The organism is Streptomyces sp. NPDC056160 (genome assembly GCF_042268205.1).
GTDB lineage: Bacteria > Actinomycetota > Actinomycetes > Streptomycetales > Streptomycetaceae > Streptomyces.
The window spans coordinates 55,935-74,762 of the sequence record NZ_JBHJUW010000023.1; the positions used below are offsets into that span (position 1 = coordinate 55,935).

The 18,828-nt window shown below is 74.3% G+C and carries 16 protein-coding genes and 1 pseudogene; 11 read left to right on the plus strand and 6 right to left on the minus strand.

Features of this window, described 5'->3' with window-relative positions:
• Positions 1-6 precede the first annotated feature (6 nt).
• From ACFC02_RS11405 to ACFC02_RS11415, 3 genes are read right to left on the minus strand one after another with little or no spacing between them, the layout of a single operon-like run.
• Positions 7-813, minus strand: a complete 807-nt coding sequence (locus tag ACFC02_RS11405; RefSeq protein ID WP_376355348.1) for an ABC transporter ATP-binding protein — start codon at positions 811-813, stop codon at positions 7-9.
• Entirely contained in the window at positions 810-1,679 is an 870-nt protein-coding gene (locus tag ACFC02_RS11410; RefSeq protein WP_376355350.1) for an ABC transporter permease, read from the minus strand. Before ACFC02_RS11410 ends, ACFC02_RS11405 begins: the two co-directional genes overlap by 4 nt.
• The gene (locus ACFC02_RS11415; protein ID WP_376355352.1) at positions 1,666-2,931 is read right to left on the minus strand and encodes an ROK family transcriptional regulator; all 1,266 of its coding nucleotides are present in this window, start codon (positions 2,929-2,931) and stop codon (positions 1,666-1,668) included. The genes ACFC02_RS11410 and ACFC02_RS11415 overlap by 14 nt, the downstream gene beginning before the upstream one ends.
• 381 nt (positions 2,932-3,312) lie before the next feature.
• Here ACFC02_RS11415 and ACFC02_RS11420 point away from each other — a divergent pair, with 381 nt between their 5' ends.
• The 7 genes from ACFC02_RS11420 (at position 3,313) to ACFC02_RS11450 (ending at position 9,898) form a co-directional block, all read left to right on the plus strand.
• Positions 3,313-3,531 carry a hypothetical protein gene (locus ACFC02_RS11420; RefSeq protein WP_376355354.1) on the plus strand — a complete coding sequence of 73 codons (219 nt, stop codon included), beginning with the start codon at positions 3,313-3,315 and terminating at the stop codon, positions 3,529-3,531.
• Positions 3,531-4,895, plus strand: a complete 1,365-nt coding sequence (locus tag ACFC02_RS11425; RefSeq protein WP_376355356.1) for a family 43 glycosylhydrolase — start codon at positions 3,531-3,533, stop codon at positions 4,893-4,895. The genes ACFC02_RS11420 and ACFC02_RS11425 overlap by 1 nt, the downstream gene beginning before the upstream one ends.
• A 253-nt stretch (positions 4,896-5,148) precedes the next feature.
• A complete protein-coding gene (locus tag ACFC02_RS11430; RefSeq protein WP_376355358.1) occupies positions 5,149-5,715 on the plus strand; it encodes a hypothetical protein in 567 nt (188 codons plus the stop codon).
• Positions 5,712-7,457, plus strand: coding sequence for a M48 family metalloprotease (locus ACFC02_RS11435; RefSeq protein ID WP_376355360.1), 1,746 nt, complete (start codon positions 5,712-5,714; stop codon positions 7,455-7,457). The genes ACFC02_RS11430 and ACFC02_RS11435 overlap by 4 nt, the downstream gene beginning before the upstream one ends.
• A gap of 277 nt (positions 7,458-7,734) precedes the next feature.
• The gene (locus ACFC02_RS11440; protein WP_376355362.1) at positions 7,735-8,676 is read left to right on the plus strand and encodes an endonuclease/exonuclease/phosphatase family protein; all 942 of its coding nucleotides are present in this window, start codon (positions 7,735-7,737) and stop codon (positions 8,674-8,676) included.
• 650 nt (positions 8,677-9,326) lie between these two features.
• Entirely contained in the window at positions 9,327-9,560 is a 234-nt protein-coding gene (locus tag ACFC02_RS11445) for a DUF2945 domain-containing protein (protein ID WP_376355388.1), read from the plus strand.
• 59 nt (positions 9,561-9,619) lie between these two features.
• A complete protein-coding gene (locus ACFC02_RS11450) occupies positions 9,620-9,898 on the plus strand; it encodes a DUF3140 domain-containing protein (RefSeq protein WP_376355390.1) in 279 nt (92 codons plus the stop codon).
• Here ACFC02_RS11450 and ACFC02_RS11455 read toward each other — a convergent pair.
• From ACFC02_RS11455 to ACFC02_RS11465, 3 genes are all read right to left on the minus strand, one after another.
• The gene (locus tag ACFC02_RS11455) at positions 9,848-11,401 is read right to left on the minus strand and encodes an FAD-dependent oxidoreductase (RefSeq protein ID WP_376355392.1); all 1,554 of its coding nucleotides are present in this window, start codon (positions 11,399-11,401) and stop codon (positions 9,848-9,850) included. The two genes, ACFC02_RS11450 and ACFC02_RS11455, sit on opposite strands and share 51 nt — an antisense overlap.
• 173 nt (positions 11,402-11,574) lie before the next feature.
• Positions 11,575-12,303 carry a class I SAM-dependent methyltransferase gene (locus tag ACFC02_RS11460; RefSeq protein ID WP_376355364.1) on the minus strand — a complete coding sequence of 243 codons (729 nt, stop codon included), beginning with the start codon at positions 12,301-12,303 and terminating at the stop codon, positions 11,575-11,577.
• Positions 12,300-13,628 (minus strand): lycopene cyclase family protein, encoded by a 1,329-nt coding sequence (locus ACFC02_RS11465; protein ID WP_376355366.1) that lies wholly within the window; start codon positions 13,626-13,628, stop codon positions 12,300-12,302. Before ACFC02_RS11465 ends, ACFC02_RS11460 begins: the two co-directional genes overlap by 4 nt.
• Positions 13,629-14,221: 593 nt before the next feature.
• Between ACFC02_RS11465 and ACFC02_RS11470 the strand changes: the two genes are divergently transcribed.
• From ACFC02_RS11470 to ACFC02_RS11485, 4 genes and pseudogenes are all read left to right on the plus strand, one after another.
• Positions 14,222-14,770, plus strand: a complete 549-nt coding sequence (locus ACFC02_RS11470) for a hypothetical protein (RefSeq protein WP_376355368.1) — start codon at positions 14,222-14,224, stop codon at positions 14,768-14,770.
• Positions 14,767-16,269: pseudogene (crtI, locus tag ACFC02_RS11475) on the plus strand (phytoene desaturase family protein); the annotation flags it as partial. The gene ACFC02_RS11470 and the pseudogene crtI, both read left to right, overlap by 4 nt.
• A 394-nt stretch (positions 16,270-16,663) precedes the next feature.
• A complete protein-coding gene (locus ACFC02_RS11480; protein WP_376355370.1) occupies positions 16,664-17,719 on the plus strand; it encodes a phytoene/squalene synthase family protein in 1,056 nt (351 codons plus the stop codon).
• On the plus strand, positions 17,716-18,723 hold the full coding sequence (locus ACFC02_RS11485) for a DUF5914 domain-containing protein (protein ID WP_376355372.1): 1,008 nt from the start codon (positions 17,716-17,718) through the stop codon (positions 18,721-18,723). The genes ACFC02_RS11480 and ACFC02_RS11485 overlap by 4 nt, the downstream gene beginning before the upstream one ends.
• Positions 18,724-18,828 lie beyond the last annotated feature (105 nt).

Sequence of the window (18,828 nt, forward strand, 5' to 3'; positions counted from 1 at the left end):
TTCCGGTCAGACCGTCGTCGACGGCCGGGGGGCGGCCGTACGGCCGTCCTGGTGGTAGACGGAGTGCCACACGCGGTTGCGCAGGGCGGCGAACTCCGGGCTGAGGCGGAAACGCTCGTCGCGCGCGGCGCTCCAGTCGACGTCGATGACGTCGTACAGGCGCCCCGGCCGGGCGGCCATGACGATCACGCGGTTCGCCAGGAAGACGGCCTCGTCGACGTCGTGCGTGATGAACAGGACGGTTCGCTTGTCCTTGCTCCAGGTCTCCAGGAGTTGCTCCTGGAGCTTGACCCGGGTGAGCGCGTCGAGCGCGCCGAACGGTTCGTCCATCAGCAGGATCGAGGGGTCGACGGCGTAGGCGCGGGCGATGGCGCAGCGCTGACGCATACCGCCGGAGAGCGTCTTCGGGAGCGCGTCGGCGAACTGGTCGAGCCCCACCAGGGCGATGAAGTGCTCGGCGCGCCTGCGGCGTTCGGCCTTGGGTACGCCTGCGGTCCGCAGACCGAACTCGACGTTCTGCCGGACGGTGAGCCAGGGGAAGAGGGCGTACTGCTGGAAGATCACACCGCGCTCGGGTCCCGGCCCGGACACCGGTACGCCGTCGACCAGGGCCCGGCCCGCGGTCGGCTCCTCCAGTCCGGCGAGGATGTTCAGCAGGGTGCTCTTGCCGCAGCCCGAGGGGCCGACGACGGTGACGAACTCGTTGTCCGCGATGTCGAGCGAGAGGTCGTCGAGAGCGGTGAACGTGTCACGTCCCAGGGCGAAGGTCTTGGTGACGCCTTGGACGGATATCTTGGCGGCGGTGGTGGTCATCGGCGTTCCTGCCATCCGGTGAGCTTGCGTTCGGCGAGGAGGAGGATGCGGTCCATGAGCAGGCCGAGGACCCCGATCGAGATGAGGCCGACGAAGATCGTCGGAAGGTCGTAGTAGAGCTCGGCGTTCTGCATCCGGTAGCCGAGGCCCTCCTGGGCCGCCACGAGTTCGGCGGCGACCAGGGTCGCCCACGCCGAGCCGAGGCCCACCCGCATGCCGACGAGGATGAACGGCGTGGAGGCGGGCACCACGACGCGGGCGAAGATGACCAGGTCCCGGGCACCGAGCACCCGGGCGGCGCTGATCAGCGTGCGGTCGACGTCGACCACGCCCTGGAACGTCGAGATGACGCACGCGAGGAACGCGGCCAGGAAGATGACGAAGATCTTCGGTGTCTCGTCGATCCCCAGGACGACGACGGCCAGCGGGATGATCGCCAGGGGCGGGATGGTCCGGAAGAACTGGATCCACGGCTCGATCAGGCTGCGCAGCACGCCGTACCAGCCCATGAGGAAGCCGACCGGGACGGCCACGGCCGTGCCCAGCGCGAAGCCGATGAGCACGCGGGTCAGGCTGGCGACCGCGTCCTTGCCGAGCGTCCCGTTGCCGATCAGCGTCCCGGCCCGCGCGACGACCTCCGGCGGTGCCGGCACCTTGAAGCCCGCGGACGCCGCGGCCCACCAGAGCGCGATGCCCAGTGCGACGGACACCGCGTTGAGGAGGAGGGACAGCCCGCGCCGGCCCGAGCGTGAACGCCGGGGTGCGGTCGTGGGGCCGTCCGGGGTGGCGGGGTCGGCAGGTGTGCCGGGCGTCTCCTCGGGTCCGGGGTCTCGCCGGCCGGCGCCCTGCTTGTCAAGGACGGACATGGGCGGCTCCTTCAGTGGTGGAGTCGGGTGCGTGCAAGGCGCCCTTCACCTCGGTGGTCTGCGGATATCGCGACAGGAGGGGGGAGCTGTGGAAGACCGCCGCGAGAGCACCGATGGCGCCGTCGTCGTCCGACAGCCGCGCCGCCTCGACGACGGGAGCGGCCGACGTGATCGGGAACAGCTCGCCCGCGAGGGTGTTGGCGACCTGTTCCACGATGACGGGCGCCAGCCGGGTGATCTCGCCGCCGATGACGACCTTCGCCGGGTTGAGGGTCATCGTCGCCGCTCCGACGACGCGCCCCAGCGCCGCGGCCGCCTCCCGCAGCACCCGGTCGGCGACGGGGTGCGCGCCTGCCACGGCCGCCGTCAGGTCCTGGAGGTTCTCCAGGCGCAGGCCGAACTCCCAGCAGGTGGCGAGGATGCCGGGGACCGAGGCGACGGTCTCCAGGCAGCCGCGTTTGCCGCACCGGCACGGCCTGCCCGCCGGTTCGACGGTGACGTGCCCCAGTTCGCCGGCCAGTCCGGCCGAGCCGGTGACCAGTTGGCCGCCGACGACGAGCCCGCCGCCGACACCGTCGGACAGGCGGACGTACACCAGGTCGGCGACGCTGTCAGCACCGCTGATCGCCTCGGCGAGGGCGGCCAGGCGGGTGTTGTTGTCGACGATCACCGGAGCGTCGAAGCGCTCGGCGAAGGCCACGTCGACGCCTTCCGGGGCCGGGCGGAGCACCGTCGTCCCCGAGGCCGCGCGGGGCCAGGCCGTCCCGCCAGGTGCGGGATACGGGCCCGGCACGCCGATCCCGATGCCCTGGAGCGCCCCGAAATGGACGCCAGCCCCCTCGGTCAACCGGTCGACCAACGCGAGTGCCAGCTCGGTGCGCGCCTGCCAGGACGCCGTGTCGTCGTAGCGGACGGAGCCCGAGGCCATGATCTCGTGCGAGGCGTCGGCGATGACCACGTGTACGCGCCGGTGGCCGAAGTCGACGCCGATGAACTGCGCCGACGCCGGGTCGAGCGCCAGCCGCTCGGCCGGTCGTCCGCTGCCCTCGCGCCGGGAGGCATCGGTGTCCACGACGACGATGGCGCCTCGCTGGAGGAGACTGCCGGTGATCTCGGAGAGGGTGGTACGGGACAGGCCGACGATCCGGGCGATCTCGCCGCGGCTCATGGCGCCGTTCTCCTGTAGGGCACGCATCACGCGTTCCTCATGGGTGCGCCTGACCAGTGCGTGCACTCCGGTGGGCATCTGCATGCCGGTCAAGGTAGGGAGGCCGGAAAATTCCGTCAACACTCCGACAGAAAAAAGGGGGATGACGCTTCCGCCACGCACCCGGCAGCCGCGCCGGGGTCACCGCCGTCCGGCGGGAGCGCCATGACACGGGCACAGACGAGCTCGGACCTGGCCGACCACGGGCCACATCTCCCCGTTATGTGATCGTGACCTTGGCGCGGGCGGGTGGTCGACTTCTCGCCAGAGCTGCGGAAACGCACCGGCGTACGCGGGTGGTGAAGTGCCGGGCGTCCCGGGTTTTTTGTCCGGGCTGTTGACGGAAATGAACCGCCCTTCACATGCTGTGCGATGCTGGCCCCGTGATCGTCGGCGGCTCCGACTCCGCCCGGCCCAGGCGCGGTCGTGCGGCAGCCGAGCCGAACACCTGCCTCGGGGCTGGGGCGGGCGATCGACCTCGCCCGCCGCGCCGAGCGCGGCCCACGGTGGGGCGCGAGTCGCCGACACGGCGTACGAGAAGCAGCGGGCCCCGGCATCCGGGGTGGTCCTTCCGGGCAGGGCACCGGCATCCCCGACGACATCCCCGACGACGACATCCCGGACGACGAAGGAGAACGCGACTGATGACCAGCACCGAGAACGGGTTCCGCCGACGGGCGCTGCTGGCCGGTGTCGCCGGCCTCGGAACGGCGGCCGCGCTGCCCACCGCCACCGCGCAGGCGGCGTCCGGGCCGGCACAGGCGGCTTCCGAACGGGCACAGGCGGCGTCGAGGGGACGCCACCCGTCGAACTGGCCCGACCCCGAGCCCTACGGCCTCGCCGACGCCAGGCCCGAGCTGTGGCCACGCGAGGACAACTCCTTCGTCCTCCCGCTCGAACTGCGCCCCCGGGACGAGGAACAGGGCCGGATCTGGATGCGGGACACCTACGTCAACTGCTTCGTCGTCGACGGCCGCCCGGTCTACGTCGCCACGGGCACCACGCGCGTTCCCGGGCTGAGCGCGGCCGCCCCCTGGAACGACGGCATCTTCGTATGGGTGGCCCACTCCCTCGACGGGCCGTGGAAGCTGGCCGACACGACCGGCATCCGGCCCGGTGCCGAGCGGGGCAAGGTGTGGTCGCCCGAGTTCGCCGGTGAGAACCGGCCCGGACACGTGGTCGTCGCCCCTTGGCAGGAGTACTGGCACGACGACCAGTTCGGCAAGCGGGGCGAGGTCTGGGCGCCGGAGCTGCACTACTTCCGCGGGACGTGGTACATCGTCGCCTGCATGGGCGACCACTCCCGCAAGGTCGGTTCCTTCCTGCTCATCAGCGAGGGCGGCGTCGAGGGACCGTACCGGCTCGCCGAGGGCAACCACGACAAGCCCTTCGGCGACCCGTTCATCGGAGGGCCGAAGTTCATCGAGCCCGGTGCCTACCACCACATCGACGGCAGCCTCTACTCCGAGGGCGACGACGCGTGGCTCGTGCTCCACAACGACCTGTACGCGAAGTTCCGCCACGACATGGAGGACATCGTCCCGACGACCGACCTCCCGAAGTTCCAGCAGGCGCCCTACTCCCCCGACCCGTACCGCGAAGGCGTGTACGTGTTCAAGTACGGGGGCAAGTACTACCTCGTCCAGACCGCGTGGGACTGGACGTCGATCAACCCCGACGGCAGTCCGCGGTACGCCTACGACACCGGCGGACCGGGCCGCACGCAGTACCAGTACGACGCGGTCGTCGCCGTCGCGGACGCGTTCGAGGGCCCCTACTCCGAGCGGTGGACCGCGGGTGTGGGCATCGGCCACAACAACTTCTTCGCGGACCACCACGGCGGCCTGTGGTCGACGTTCTTCCGCAACCCGAACTTCGGCTACTGGTCGAACCCGGCACGCGTCGACCAGGCCGCCGTGCCCGGTGTCGTACGGCTGGAATGGACCGGACCGGCGGACCACCGGCTGTACGTCGAGCGCCAGGGCCGCGGTCGCACGATCGGCGGGTGACACACTCCCTGTCCCGGCCGCGTGTTGCTCGTGGGAGCCGGATGGCGGTCGCCACCGGCCCGGCCGCCGCCTGGACGCGGGGCCGGCCCGGGCGGTGGTGACCGGGTCCGCCGGGGAGCCGGGCCGTCTTCGGTGAAAAGGCTGCGCCGTCTTCGCTGCGTGTCGCACTATGGCTGCGATCGGATGATCCGTTGTCTTCCACCGGGCGGGCCGGGCTCGGCCGGCGGTCCGTCGCCGACGATCCGGGGGTGTGATGGGACGGACGTGGGGCCGGCAGGACGTCGTCCTGCTGGCGCGGTGCGCGCTGGAGGCGGTGGCTCCCGAGGAGCTCTGGCTGCTGGAGACGACGGCCGCGGCGTACTTTCGGCGGCCGCGGCGGGGCCGGCGGAACCGCAGGACCGACGACATGCTGGGCTTCGGCCTGGGCGAGTCGGTGTCGGCGCTGACCGTGACCGCCCTGGGAACGACCCAGGCCGTCGTGACCTTCCTGGCCGCGCAGACGGTCCAGGCGGCCCGCGAGGAGTCCTCGGGAGTGCTGAGCGAGTGGGTGAAACGCGTGTTCGCGAGGCTGCGCCCGGCTCAGCGCACCCAGGACGGCGGGGCGGCGGGCGACGGGGCTGCCCGTGCCGGGGCGGCGGGCGGCGAAGCGGCCGGTGGTCTCCCTACCGACGAAGTGCCGCTGGGCCGGACCGTGTTGCGTGAGATCCACAGTGTCGCTTACCACGAGGCGAAGAGGCTGGGTGTCCGGCACAGTCAGGCGGAACTGATGGCGGCGGCCATCGTGGGCCGGCTCGCGATGGGCGAACAGGTGCCGGAGTGAGGCGGCGGCCCGCCGCGGCCGCCGATCCGTTCGCGGTGCCCCCGGCGCTCTGGCCGCGCTTCCTGCTGATGGCCGTCTCCGTCGTGGCGGCCGCCGCCGACCTCGCCGCCCTGCTGGCCGAGACGGTGCCGCCGAGCCCGCTCATGACGTCGAGCCGCTGCACGGCGATGCTCTTCACCGCCGTACGGGGGCCGGACGCGAACAGCAAACTGGCCGAACTCATGGCGTACCACGACGAGTGCTTCATACCGCCCAACCCGCTGCCGGTCCCGCCGGAGCTGGCCGTCCTCCTCGTGGTCGGGACCGGATGCCTGCTCGCGTACTGGCTCATGCCCTACGCGATCGTCCTGCGCCGCGGCCTCGTCCGGATCGACCGTATGCCGGAACTGGGCCCGGAACTCGCGGACCTGGCGCGGACCGCCGGCATCCGGGTGCGGTTTCTCGGCGACCCGCTCAACCCCGGGGTCGGCGGCCTCGCTTTCGGACACGTGGGCGGGCGCCGCGTCGTGCTCAACCGCGGACTGCTGGCGCTGGCCCAGACCGACCGGCCCGCGTTCCGTGCCATCGTGCTCCACGAGCTCGCCCATGTCCGCGGCGGCGACCTCGACGTCAGCTATCTCACGGTGACCCTCTGGCGCGTGTTCGTGGGTGTGCTGCTGCTGCCCCTCCTGGTCCTGTTCCACCGTCAGATCGACGGCGTGGACCGGTCACCGCTGGGCGGGGCCGGCTTCTGGGGGCAGCTGATCGCCCTCGCGGTCGTGGTCCTCCTCAACCACAACGCCGTCCTGCGCGAACGGGAGTTGTTCGCCGATGTCCGGGCGGCGCGCTGGAACGGCGGCGGGAAGCCGCTGCGCGCGGTGCTCGTGGCCGCCGGGGCGGCGCAGGACCGCACCGGCCCCGGGACGCCCGCACGCCGAAGGCGGTGGTGGCGGCCGAGGGTGGTGCGCGGTCTGTTCGCGTTCCATCCGCCGCCGGCCTCACGCCTGCGGGCGATCGCCGATCCCGCCGTGGCGCTCGCCCCCAGCGTGTGGCAGTGCTTCGCCGTCGGTCTCACCATCGGCCTCACCTGGGCCCCGGTGCTCAAGAAGGTCTCGCTGGGCCTGGCGCACCTCGGAGTGCCACCCGGCATGCGGTCGTACCCCCTGGAGGCCATGACGTCCCTGCCCGTGACCGCCGTTCCCGCAGGTGCCGTGGTGGCGCTGGCCGTGTGGCGGACGCTCCTCACGGGGTACGGCCCGCGAGCGCTGGTCAGGTCCCAGCTGTTCGGTGTCGCCGCGGGCGCGGGCATGACGGCCGCGGGCCTCCTCACCGACCAGGACGCCTTCCTGGGGCCGGGCATCTTCGGCCTGGGTCTGCCGACGCGCGCCGTGTGGTGGGGGCTGTTGACCCTGCTGAGCTGGGCGTGCGTGCTCTGGATGTCGCTGGCCGCCCTGGCGTGGCGGTCCGTGCCGCGGGGCTCGGGCTCGACACGGACCGTGTCCCTGCTCGGCTCCTCGCTGGGCGCGACGGTGTTCGGGCTGGTGCTGTCCTGGGCGTTCAGCCTCCGGGTCGACGTGGAGACGCTGGGGCTGCCCCCGCGAGAGTTCCTGCGGCAGTCGTTCCACGGCGCCGCGCACCTGCTGTCCCTCTTCCCCGGCCGCCCCGTGACGGTCACGCTCCTCGCACTGCTGATCGCCTTTCCGCTCGCCGGTCTCGCAGCCACCGCGGTGGTCCGCGTCCGCGGCCGTGACGGGGTCGGCTGAGGGGCGCCGCTCCGCCGGGCTGCCCGGAAACCCGCGCCGGGTCCGTCTCCGCCGATGCCCGCCGCCCTGCCGAGGGGGCGACGGTACGGCGGGGGGCCGGCGGAACCGACTTCACCTCGTGCCCCGTCTTGGACAGCAAGATCAAGCAGCGTGGGAGGCCATGGTGGAGGGAGAGGCAGCGAAGTCCCGGTGGGCGCCATGCCGGTACGGGCCGCGGGCAGCGGACGGTCGCACGCGACGGGGCCCGTGGTGCCGGCCGGCCCGGCGGCGGGGGCGGGTGCCCGCCGGGCTCGCGGTGCTGACGGCCGGACTCATGGCCTTCCATCGGGCCGTGCCCAACTCCGTGGGCCGTGCGGGCAGTGCGCTGGAAACCTTCCTCCCGTGGCTCGGCCTGGTGGTCGTGGTGCTGCTCGCCGTGGCGCTGCTGCGCCGTTCGGCGACAGCGCTGGTCGCGCTGCTGCTGCCGGTGGCGGCCTGGACCCACCTCTTCGGCGGGCTGCTCGGGGCGGAGCAGGGCCCGACCGACCTGGTCGTGGTGCAGCACAACGTCAGCGACGAGAACACCGACCCGGCGGGCACGGCCCGCGCCCTGGCCGGCGCCGAGCCCGATCTCATCGCGCTGGAGGAGCTGGTCCCGCCGGCGCTGGCGATGTACGCGCGGACCCTCGCCCCCCGCTATCCGTACCACGCCGTCCGAGGCACCGTCGGGCTCTGGTCGAAGCATCCGCTCACCGGTGCCCGGCCGGTGGACATAAGACCTCGGCAGATCCAGGAGCCCTGGAGTCGTGGGCTGCGCACCGCGGTCCACACACCGCACGGTGATGTCGCTGTGTACGTCGCGCACCTGCCCTCGGTCCGCGTCCGGGCGGGCGGCCTGGCCTCCTCACGGCGGGACGAGAGCGCGGGCCTGCTGGGCAGGGCCATCGCCGCCGAGGAGCTCGGGACGGTCCTCCTGCTCGGCGATCTCAACGGCACCGTCGACGACCGTGGACTGGCCCCGCTGACCTCCCGGATGAACACAGCGGAGCGGGGTTTCGCCCTCAGCTTCCCCACCGCCCTTCCGCTGGCCCGGATCGACCAGGTCATGGCCCGCTCGGCGACCGTCGGCCACATCCGCGCCCTGGCACCCACCGGCAGCGACCACCTACCGGTGGCCGCTCGGATCACACTGGACCGAAGCAGAGCTCCCGAACACCGCCGAGTACCGGTGAGCGCCTGAGTACCGAACCGAGTGGGGCCGCTCAGGCCGGCGTCCGGTCGCGCGCCGGAAGCCGGGGCCATGACGACACCGCCCCCCTCCGCCGGCCCGCAGCCCCTGGCGCCGACGCCTCCGCTCCCCTCCGGGCAGCGTCGCACCCGGCGCGCATGGATCACCGGCGCCGTCGGCGCGCTGATCCGGGTGCTTCTGGGCGGGGCGACGGCGTGGTGGCTGACGCAACGACGACGGCAGCTCCCCGCCGGCGGGAGGACCGCGCGTGACGGACACCGTGGCCGGCGCCTCGTACGCCGTACCCGAGGGCTGGAAGCGCAACGGCGGCAAGGACCTCATCCAGGCCTTCACGTCCTCCATCACCGCGTCACCCGAACCGACCGCCGACCGCGAGGTCGACGCCGTCCTGGCGGGCGCCACAGCGCGGTGGCAGCCGGTGCGCCGCGCCGATGCCGCCTGTCGGAGGCTTCTCGCGGCCGGCGCGGGCGGTGGGGCGGCTCGTGCGGCAGGCCTTCCGGCGCAGTGCGAAGGACCTCTTCAAGGAACCCTTCGAGGACCTCTTCGAGGAGCGGCGGGGCCGCTTCCATGTGCGGGCGGAGGCAGCAGCCGACATGCTGGAGACGGCGCGGTCCGCTTGTGTTCGGGAGGACATGATGATGATGGCCAAGCAAAGCTCCTCCGGGAAGAAGGACCCGGCCAAGGGTGACGAAGTCGCCTGGCGCAGCCACGGCAGCGAGACCACGGGGCGGGTGGAGAAGAAGATCACCGAGCGGACCGAGGCCGCCGGCCGCACTGTGGACGCCTCTCCCAAGGAGCCCCAGTACGAAGTCCGCAGTGACAGGACCGGGCGGTCGGCCGTCCACAAGCCGTCGGCCCTGAAGAGGAAGAAGTAGCCGCGGTGCCGGTCGAAGACCGACGCGAGACCTGGGACGCGTTCCGGGAACTGGTCAACATGACACCGTCCGCGCTGCAGGAGTGGCTGGCGACCGAGGAGTCCCAGGCGGCCGGTCAGCACACGGACGGTGGCGAGTCGACCGGCCACGCCTCAGGGCGCCGCATCGTGTCCATCCTGCGCACGAAGGAGGGGGAGCTGTCGCAGACGGACTACGAGCACATGCGCAAGGTGGTCGGCTACATCCGCCGTCACCTCGCGCAGCGTCCGTCCGGTGACGTGCACGGATCACGCTGGCGGCACTCCCTGATGAACTGGGGCCATGACCCGCTGAAGTAGACCGGTGCGCGTCCGCCTGCACGTGGCCAGGGCTCTGAGGAGCGCACTCCTCCCCCGGTCCGGCACGGTCCACAGCGTCTGCCCCCGCACCCCCCACTGTTCCAGCAGGGAGTTGGCCGCGAGGAAGCCGCTCGTCGCCGCCCGCTCCATGAGCGCCACCGGCAGGCCGGTGCGGACCATGTCGCCGGCCACCGCCAGTCGGGGGTGGGGGGTGCGGACAGGGGGGCGGTCGGCGTAGCCGCCCACCGGGAAGAGGGGGCAGTCCTCGTGCCACTCGTGGCGGGCGTCGAGGACCGTGGCCGGGCCGGTCTCCGGGTAGACGCGGTGCAGTTGGCCGAGGAGACGCTTCTGCTCGACGTCCCGGGCGGCTCCGGGGGGTACGGCGTAGGCGTGCAGTTCCACGACTGAGCCGCCGGTGCGCGCGCTCCAGCGGGCCGCCTCGTCCTCGTAACGGTCCAGCACGCTGATGTTGTCCAGGGTGCCGAAGCCGCTGGTGCCGAGGAAGCCGGGCCGGTCGGCTGCGACGGGCCGGTCCAGCCACAGCCGGCTGACCAGGAAGGGCGGGGCGGTGCGCAGCCGTCCGATCCGCTCGCGCCAGGGCGCGTCGCCCAACTGCCCGCACCGTGCGACCAGCGAGCGCAGCCCCGCGCTGTCCAGGGCCAGGACGACCCCGTCGTAGCGGCGCTCGTCCCGGTCGGAGGCGACCACGAGATCGCCGTGCGGGGTGGGCTCGACGTGCTCGACGGCCGTGCCGGTACGCACCTCGGCGTGGTGCCGGTCCAGATAGCCGGCGAGCGGGTCCCACAGAGCGGTGGGGAAGGGGCCGACGGGCACGTCGAAGAGAAGCCCCTCGGCGGAGCCGAGGAAGTAGATGTGGAACATCAGCGCCATCTCGGCCGCCGACAGTTCCCGCGGGTCGGCGAAGAAGCTGCGGGAGAACACCTCGAAGGCGAGGTGACGGGCGTTCTCGGGGAAGCGTACGGCGTCGAGGAAGGCGTGGGCGCTGGTTGCGTCCAGATGGTCGTACACCTGCGGCACGCGCACGTCGAGCAGCGCAAGGGCCGCCACCGGGTTCAAGGCGCGCAGGTCCGTGAGCCGGAAGGAGGGGCTGAGCGCCAGGAAGCCGAGCGCACTGAGCGGCGGGGTGCGTGGAAGGCGGCGGAAGCTGTCGTGCAGGCCGTCGGCGTTGAGCAGCGGGTAGTCCGGCAGGCCGGTGAGCCGCTCCAGGCCGGGGTCGGTCCGGCGCAGCAGTCCGCGCAGGTTGTAGTACTGGCGGAAGAACGCGTGGAAGCCGCGGCTCATGGTCACCGCGGCGCCGTCGCGCAGTGCGGTCGGCCAGCCGCCGACCCGCCCGCCGAGATACGGCCGCTTCTCGTACAGGGTGACGGCCACTCCCCGCTCGGCCAGTGCGGTGGCGGCGGACAGGCCTGCGATGCCCGCGCCGACCACCGCCACCGACGGCGGGGCCCCTTCCACCCGGGCCGCGCCGGGCCGGGCGGGCAGGAGCCGGGCCTGCCGGTCCCGCCCCCGGCGCGCGGCGCCCCGGGGCGGGGTGCTCCGGGGCGGGATGCTCCGGCGTGGAGTGTCCCGAGGTGGAGAGTCTCGAGGTGGAGTGTCCCGGCGCGGGGTGTCCCGAGGTGGAGTGTCCCGGCGCGGGGTGTCCCGGCGCGGGGTCCTCATGCGCCCTCCCGCCGGTCGTGCGCCCGGCAGGCGACGAAGGTGTGGGTGATGCCCGTCTGCCAGCCCGGCAGCGGCAGGACGCGGACCTGCTCGAAGGCGGCCTCGCCCAGCCGCCGCGCGAAGCGCCCGGCGGTGTCGAACTCCAGGACGCTGCGCCACAGGTGCCGGTACAGCGGCCCGTCCCCCAGCAGGGTCGCGACGGGCTGTACGAGCCCTCGGCACACCAGCGTCCACACCGCACGGTCGGCGCGCCGCCCGCGGAGGGTGTACTCGTGCACGCCGAGCCGGCCGCCCGGCCGCAGCAGTTGGCGCACGGCGGTGAGGACGGCGTCGGGGTCAGTGACGTTGCGGAAGAGGTAGGCCGCGAACACCGCGTCGAAGGGGCCGTGCACCCCGGCCTCGGACAGCCGCTCGGCGGGGGCGTGCACGAAGGTCACCCGGTCCGCCCACGGCTTGGCCGCGGCCCGCCGAAGCATCCCGGCCGAGGCGTCCGCGGCCGTGATGTCGGCGGCGGGCAGAACGGACCGCAGCGCCGCGGTCGAGGCGCCGGTGCCGCAGCCGAGGTCGAGGAGGCGCAGTCCCCGCCCCCGTCCGGGCAGGCCGAGCCGGCGTACCGAGCGGCGCAGGTGGGCGTGGTATCCGGGATTGGCGGCCACGAGGGTGTCGTAGCTGCGGGAGGCGTGGTCGAAGGCGGCGGCGAGGTGCTCGTCGCGCAGCAGTGTCATGCGGGCTCCGTCGGGGGCAGGGGCGGGGCGGACGAGCCCGGCGCGGGAGGCGAGGGGGTGGCGGCGCGGGACGGCGGACCGGACGGCGCGGGGGACGACGGAGACACGGCGCTGGACGGCGGACCAGGTGACTCGGGCGGTTCGAAGGGACGGCGGGGCAGGCGGGGCAGTTCCAGGGCGGAGCGCAGCATCGGCCCGACGGGCATCCGCAGGCCGATGGACAGGTCCTCGGACAGGCGGGTGTCTCCGTCGAGGAAGCGCAGCAGCCGGGCCGTGGGCACCCGTGCGAACAGGCGGCTGAACAGTTCCGGGCCGTCGACCCGGCCGCTGTCCAGGGCGCGCAGCAGGACGGCGTCCATCGCCCGGGAGCGCGGCGAGTGGGCGGCGGGCGGTACCGGGCGGCGACCGCGGCGCAGGGCGTCGGCGACGGCCCGGGTCTGGCGCTGCAGTCCGGCGAAGGTGTAGCCGGTGGCGGGCCGGGTCGCTCCGCCGGCGGCGCCGATACGGAAGACCGAGGCGCCGGTCTGCCGGGGGATCGGCGCGTCGGTCATCGGGATGACGCCGGTCTCTGTGCCCAGGACCTGCCGTTCGCCGAGCCGCAGCACGTCGTCGGCGTAGTGCCGTACGGCGGCCTCGTAGTGGTCGGGGGTGAGGACACGCGGGGAGAACTCGGTGTACTCCACGAGCGCCTCGCACGGCCCGGTGGGCAGCATGTAGCCGAAGGACAGGCCGTGGGCGGGCTGCGGGGTGCGGAAGTCCATCAGCTCCACGGTGTCCGGGTCGAAGGCCGGGCGGGCGGTCCGCACGAACCAGCCGTAAAAGTGCTGGAGCAGGGTGGTACGAGCGGCCGGCAGACTGCCCGGCGGGCGGGAGTCGAGCACCCAGCGGGCACTCAGCAATCGTCCCCGGCCGTCGGCGTCCCTCAGGTGGACGTGCGCGCCGCCGGGCACGTCCTCGACCGCGTCGACCGTCGCCTCCAGGCGCCGGACGTTGGGGCTGCGGGCCAGGTCCCGGGAGACCAGGCGCTCGAAGTCGTGCGAACGGATCATGCGGTAGCGCAGCGGGGCGGTGTCCCCCTCGACCGGGGAGCCGGTGCGCGGGCGTACTCTCAGGCGCCGCCACTCGGCCCGCACCGCCGCGTCGAACCGGCCGGGGCCCGCAGCCCAGTAGCACCAGGTCCGCGGTGGTGGCCGCAGCGGACCGGGCGGGGCGTCCACCAGCACCACGGACGGCGTCCGCAGGCCGCGGACGCGCCCGGCGAGCCGGTGGGCGAGCGACAGCCCGGCGGCACCCGCCCCCACCACCGCGACGTCCGTCTCCGGCACAGCGTCTCCCTTCCCCGGTCTGCTTCCGGCGTGCGCAGGCCGGGCGGTCCCACCCGGGGTTGTCCCCACCACGTCACGCCACGCCACGCCTCGGCGGCGGCATGCGGCATGCGGCATGCGGCATGCGGCACCCTCTCCCGGACTTCCCTGACCGCCTTTCCGGCATGTCCGAATTTCCGCAATGTGTACCCCGGTGGACGCAAGCCTCCCTCGGCCGCAGGCGGCCGCGCGCCCGAGAGGGCACCGTGGAGGGTGCGGACTCCGGCGGTCGCCGCGATCGCGTGGGGTGTCCGCGCATCGGTCCGCGTCTCCCGCACCGGTGCGAACGGATGACGGGAACGCCGGACACGACGGAGGGAACCGGGATGCGTCCTAGGGCGTGTTTCGAAAGTAGCGCCGTCCGCCCGGAGGGCGGGCCCCTCGGCGTCTGGTGCGTGCGATCGCAAGGCGGAGGGGCGTCCTCGTACCGGGCGTACGTGGACGATCCCGACAACGCGGCGAGCGCGCGTGCCAGGCGTCGCGGGGCTGGGGGCACCTCCCGGCCGAAGGCTGGGGGAGGGACTTTCGAAACACGCCCCAGCTGCCGCGTCGGCATGGCGTCCCCGCCGCACGACGACGAACACCGCCCCGGCACGGCGCCCCATCCCCACCACGGCCGTGACCACGGCGGTGACGGCGGCCGTGACCACGGCGGTGACGGCAGCGGTGACGGCGGCGGTGACGGCGGCGGTGGCCTCCGGGAGGGCGAGCCGACCTGTCCGGTCGCTCTCGCCCGTGCGCGAGCCGGGGCCGCCCGAGGCGGCGCCGCACCCGCCGTGCTGGAGCGGTCGCTCGGTGACGCGGCGCGCACCGGGCGCCGCCTGGAGGAGGTGCGGGACGTACTGATCGTGACAGGGGCGCGCGCCACCGTGGAGTACGGGAGCGACCGGCTCACCGCGCAGGTGCCGCAGCGCTCGGGCAACACCCCCCCGCTCGGTTTCGAGGGCGCTGCGCGTCCGCGCTGTCCGCTGCTCGCGGCGGCCGGGGCCCCGCCGGACGGCGACGCCGCCGTACGGCCGCGATCCGCCGCCGGTCCGTGCGCCGGTCAGTGCGCCGGTCCGTGCGCCACGCGGGCCCGCCGCGGGGCGGGGGCCGGCCGGTGACCCGCGCCCTGCCCGGCCCCACCGACCACGTGGTGGTCGTCGGCGCCGGACTCGCCGGGCTGTCCGCGGCGCTGCACCTGCTGGGCGCCGGCCGTCGCGTCACCGTCGTCGAACGCGAGGACCGGCCCGGCGGCCGGGCCGGACGCCTCGACCTGGCCGGCTACCGGATCGACACCGGGCCCACCGTGCTGACCATGCCGGAGCTGGCGGACGAGGCGTTCGCCGCCGTCGGCGACAGCCTGTACGAGCGGGTCGACCTGATTCCGCTGCACCCGGCCTACCGAGCCTGCTTCGCGGACGGCAGCAGCCTCGACGTGCACACCGGCGCGGACGCCATGGCCGCGGAGGTCGAGCGGTTCGCGGGAGCGGCCGAGGCCGCGGGCTACCTGCGGCTGCGCGACTGGCTCCAGCGGCTGTACCGGGTTCAGATGCGCCGGTTCATCGACGCCAACTTCGACTCGCCGCTCGGTCTGCTCAACGCCGACCTCGCCCGGCTGGCGGCCCTCGGCGGCTTCGGCCGCCTGGACGCCCGGATCGGCGGTTTCCTGGGCGACGAGCGGCTGCGCCGGGTGTTCTCCTTCCAGGCCCTGTACGCGGGTGTGCCCCCGGCGCGCGCACTGGCCGCCTACGCGGTCATCGCCTACATGGACACCGTCGCCGGTGTGTACTTCCCGCGAGGCGGCATGCACGCCCTGCCGCGGGCCATGGCGGGGGCAGCCGCCGATGCGGGCGCCGAGCTTCGGTTCGGGGAGCGGGTGACCCGCCTGGAGCGGTCGGGCGGGCGGATCACGGCCGTGGTCACCGGTGCCGGCCGCATTCCGTGCGACGCGGTCGTCCTCACCCCGGACCTGCCCGTCGCCTACCGGTTGCTCGGCCGCCGGCCGCGCAGACCGCTCGGGCTGCGCCACTCCCCCTCAGCGGTCGTGCTGCACGTCGGCACGGACCGTACCTGGCCCCGGCTCGCCCACCACACGCTGTCGTTCGGCGCGGCGTGGCGCACCACCTTCGACGAACTCACCCGTACCGGACGGCTGATGAGCGACCCGTCGCTGCTCGTCACCCGCCCCACCGCCACCGACCCCGCTCTGGCGCCGCCGGGCCGCCACCTGCACTACATCCTCGCCCCCTGCCCCAACACCGACATCGGCCCTGACGCGGCGGCCTGGTCCGGCCTCGGGCCGCGTTACCGGGACACGCTGCTGCGGGAGCTGGAGCGGCGCGGACTGGACGGCGTCGAGGCCGCCATCGAGGAGGAGTGCCTGGTCACCCCGGCCCACTGGGGTGCGCAGGGGCATGCCGCGGGAACTCCCTTCTCGGCCGCCCACACCTTCGCGCAGACCGGCCCGTTCCGGCCGCGCAACCTGGTGCACGGCACGGAGAACGCGGTTCTGGCCGGCTGTGGCACCACGCCCGGTGTCGGCGTGCCGACGGTACTGCTGTCGGGGAAGCTGGCCGCGGCCCGCGTCACCGGCGTACCCGGGCGCAGGAGCACCCGTCCGCGCGCACCGGCGACCACCGCCCGCCCGGCGCGGACCGGCACCCCGGCCCCCACGGGCTTCCACACCCCAGCCGCGTCCCGAACCGCCGGACCGTCCGTGGTCACCACCGGGCCGTCCACGCACGCGACCACCGGGCGGTCCACGCACGGGACCCCCGGGCGGGCGGCGACCGCCCTCCCGCGCACGTACGAGGCGCCTCGCCCCTGCCCTGCCGGCGCGCAGGAGCCGTCGGCCGCCTCCTCCCCGAACCCGCACCCCCCGGCCGCCGCACGCCGCTCACCACCGCCGGGCGGCTCCCCGGCATGCCTGCCGGACGGCCCCCCGCACGGTCCGCCGCACGGTCCGCCGGACGGCCCCACCGCCCCCACGCCGCCGCGACGGAAGGCAGGACAGGATGACTGACCGAGAGCTGGGCGCGGCGGGGATCACCGATCCGGCGCTGTGCGCCGCCTACCGCCACTGCCGCGCCCTCAACGCCCGGCACGGCAGGACGTACTTCCTCGCCACCCGGCTGCTGCCCGTCGAGCGCCGGCCCGCCGTGCACGCCCTGTACGGCTTCGCCCGCTGGGCCGACGACATCGTCGACCGTCCCGACGCCGGCGCCGGAGCGGACGTGCGGGTGCGGGCGCTGGCCCGGCTCCAGGATGAACTGGAGGAAGGCCTGCGGCGGGACGGCAGCGGCGAGCCGGTGGTGCGCGCGCTCGCCGACACCGCGCGCCGCTACGGCATCGAGCACGCCCACTTCCGGGACTTCATGTCCGCGATGCGCTCCGACCTGGTCGTGACGTCCTACGCCACCTACGCGGACCTGCGCGTCTACATGCACGGCTCGGCCGCCGTGATCGGTTTGCAGATGCTGCCGGTGCTGGGCACGGTGGTGCCGCGCGAGGAGGCCGCACCGTACGCCGCGGCGCTCGGCGTCGCCTTCCAGTTGAGCAACTTCCTGCGGGACGTCGGCGAGGACCTGGACCGCGGGCGGGTCTACCTGCCCGCCGACCTGCTCGCCGCTCACGGCGTGGACCGGGAACTGCTGGTCCACAGCCGTGCGACGGGCCGGCCCGACCGCCGGATCACCGCCGCGCTCAGGGAGTTCGAGGCGCTGACCCGCGGCGTGTACGGGACGGCGGTGACCGGCATCGAACTGCTCGACCCGGTGGCGCGGCCCTGCATCCGCACCGCGGCCGTCCTGTACGGCGGCATCCTGGACGCCGTGGCCCGCGACGGCTACGCGGTGCTGCGCCGGCGGTCGGTGGTGCCGCGGCGGCGCAGGGCGGTGGTCGCCGCCGACGGGCTGGCCCGCGTGGCGGCGGCCCGGCTGCGCTCGCGGACCGGCCCCGGGCACCGGCCGCCCGTACGCGCCCGCCCGGTGCTGGAGACCGCGCTCCCCTCGACGACGGCGGCCGCGCGCCCTGTCGAGGAGACCGTGCGCTCCGCCGAGGGGGCGGTGTGAACCGCCGGCGCCCACCGCTGTCGCTGCGCCGCTCCGCCGTGTCCTGGGAGCGTCAGCGGCCCACCTGGCAAGAGGCGCGGCCCACGGTCATCGCCCGCGCGCTGAAGCGGGCGCAGGCCCTCCCGTCGGGGAACTGGTACGTCGTCGGCGCCTCCCGTGCCGTGCGGGGGGACGGCAAGCTGGCGCGGACCGTGGCGGGGCGGGAGATCGTGCTCTGGCGCGGTCCCGGCGGGCGCCTCGTCGGTGGACCGGGCAGCTGCCCGCACCTGGGGGCGCCGCTGCGCGACAGCCCCGTGCGCTGCGGCACGCTGGTGTGCCACTGGCACGGACTGGCCCTGGACGGCAGCCCGTACGGGGGGTGGTCGCCGCTGCCGGTCCACGACGACGGGGTACTGGTGTGGGCGCGCCTGGACGCGGTTGGCGGAGAGGAGCCGATGGACGAACCGGTCGTACCACGGCGGCCCGAGCCCGCGCGCGCCCTGACGGCCGTCCATACGGCGGTGGGTGTCTGTGACCCCGAGGACGTGGTGGCCAACCGGCTCGACCCGTGGCACGGGGCGTGGCTCCACCCCTACTCGTTCGCCGACCTCACGGTGGTGGACGCGCCCGGCGCTCGGTCCGGCGCGGTGGACGGCGCCGGGAACGGCCTGACCGTCGACGTGTCCTTCAAGGTGGCGGGCCCACTGGTCGTGCCGGTGCGCGCCGTCTTCACCGCGCCAGGACCCCGTACGGTCGTCATGCGCATCACCGAGGGCGAGGGCGCGGGTTCCGTCGTGGAGACCCATGCCACGCCGCTCGGCGCCGACGCGGCCGGCCGGCCGCGCACCGCCGTGGTCGAGGCAGTGGTCGCCGCCTCGGACCGCCCGGGCTTCGCCGCCGTGCGCCGGGCCGCGCCCCTGCTGCGCCCCCTGGTCCGTGCCGCGGCCGCAAGGCTGTGGCGGGACGATCTCGCTTACGCCGAGCGGCGCTGGCGGCTGCGCTCCACGGGCCGCTTCCCGGGCTGAGCGGCGCACGGGGCGGCCGCGGGCCGTTCTGGGCCGGCGATCCGCTCGGCCCCGTCCGGCCGCCAGGTGGGCCGGCCGGCTGAACTTCGTGCGGGCCGGCGCGGC

Coding starts and splice junctions, on each gene's coding strand:
- ACFC02_RS11410 (WP_376355350.1), bottom strand. CDS start 1,679: ATGTCCGTCCTTGACAAGCAGGGCGCCGGCCGGCGAGACCCCGGACCC.
- ACFC02_RS11415 (WP_376355352.1), bottom strand. CDS start 2,931: ATGCAGATGCCCACCGGAGTGCACGCACTGGTCAGGCGCACCCATGAG.
- ACFC02_RS11450 (WP_376355390.1), top strand. CDS start 9,620: ATGACACCGTCCGCGCTGCAGGAGTGGCTGGCGACCGAGGAGTCCCAG.
- ACFC02_RS11425 (WP_376355356.1), top strand. CDS start 3,531: ATGACCAGCACCGAGAACGGGTTCCGCCGACGGGCGCTGCTGGCCGGT.
- ACFC02_RS11405 (WP_376355348.1), bottom strand. CDS start 813: ATGACCACCACCGCCGCCAAGATATCCGTCCAAGGCGTCACCAAGACC.
- ACFC02_RS11430 (WP_376355358.1), top strand. CDS start 5,149: ATGGGACGGACGTGGGGCCGGCAGGACGTCGTCCTGCTGGCGCGGTGC.
- ACFC02_RS11460 (WP_376355364.1), bottom strand. CDS start 12,303: ATGACACTGCTGCGCGACGAGCACCTCGCCGCCGCCTTCGACCACGCC.
- ACFC02_RS11470 (WP_376355368.1), top strand. CDS start 14,222: ATGGCGTCCCCGCCGCACGACGACGAACACCGCCCCGGCACGGCGCCC.
- ACFC02_RS11480 (WP_376355370.1), top strand. CDS start 16,664: ATGACTGACCGAGAGCTGGGCGCGGCGGGGATCACCGATCCGGCGCTG.
- ACFC02_RS11445 (WP_376355388.1), top strand. CDS start 9,327: ATGGCCAAGCAAAGCTCCTCCGGGAAGAAGGACCCGGCCAAGGGTGAC.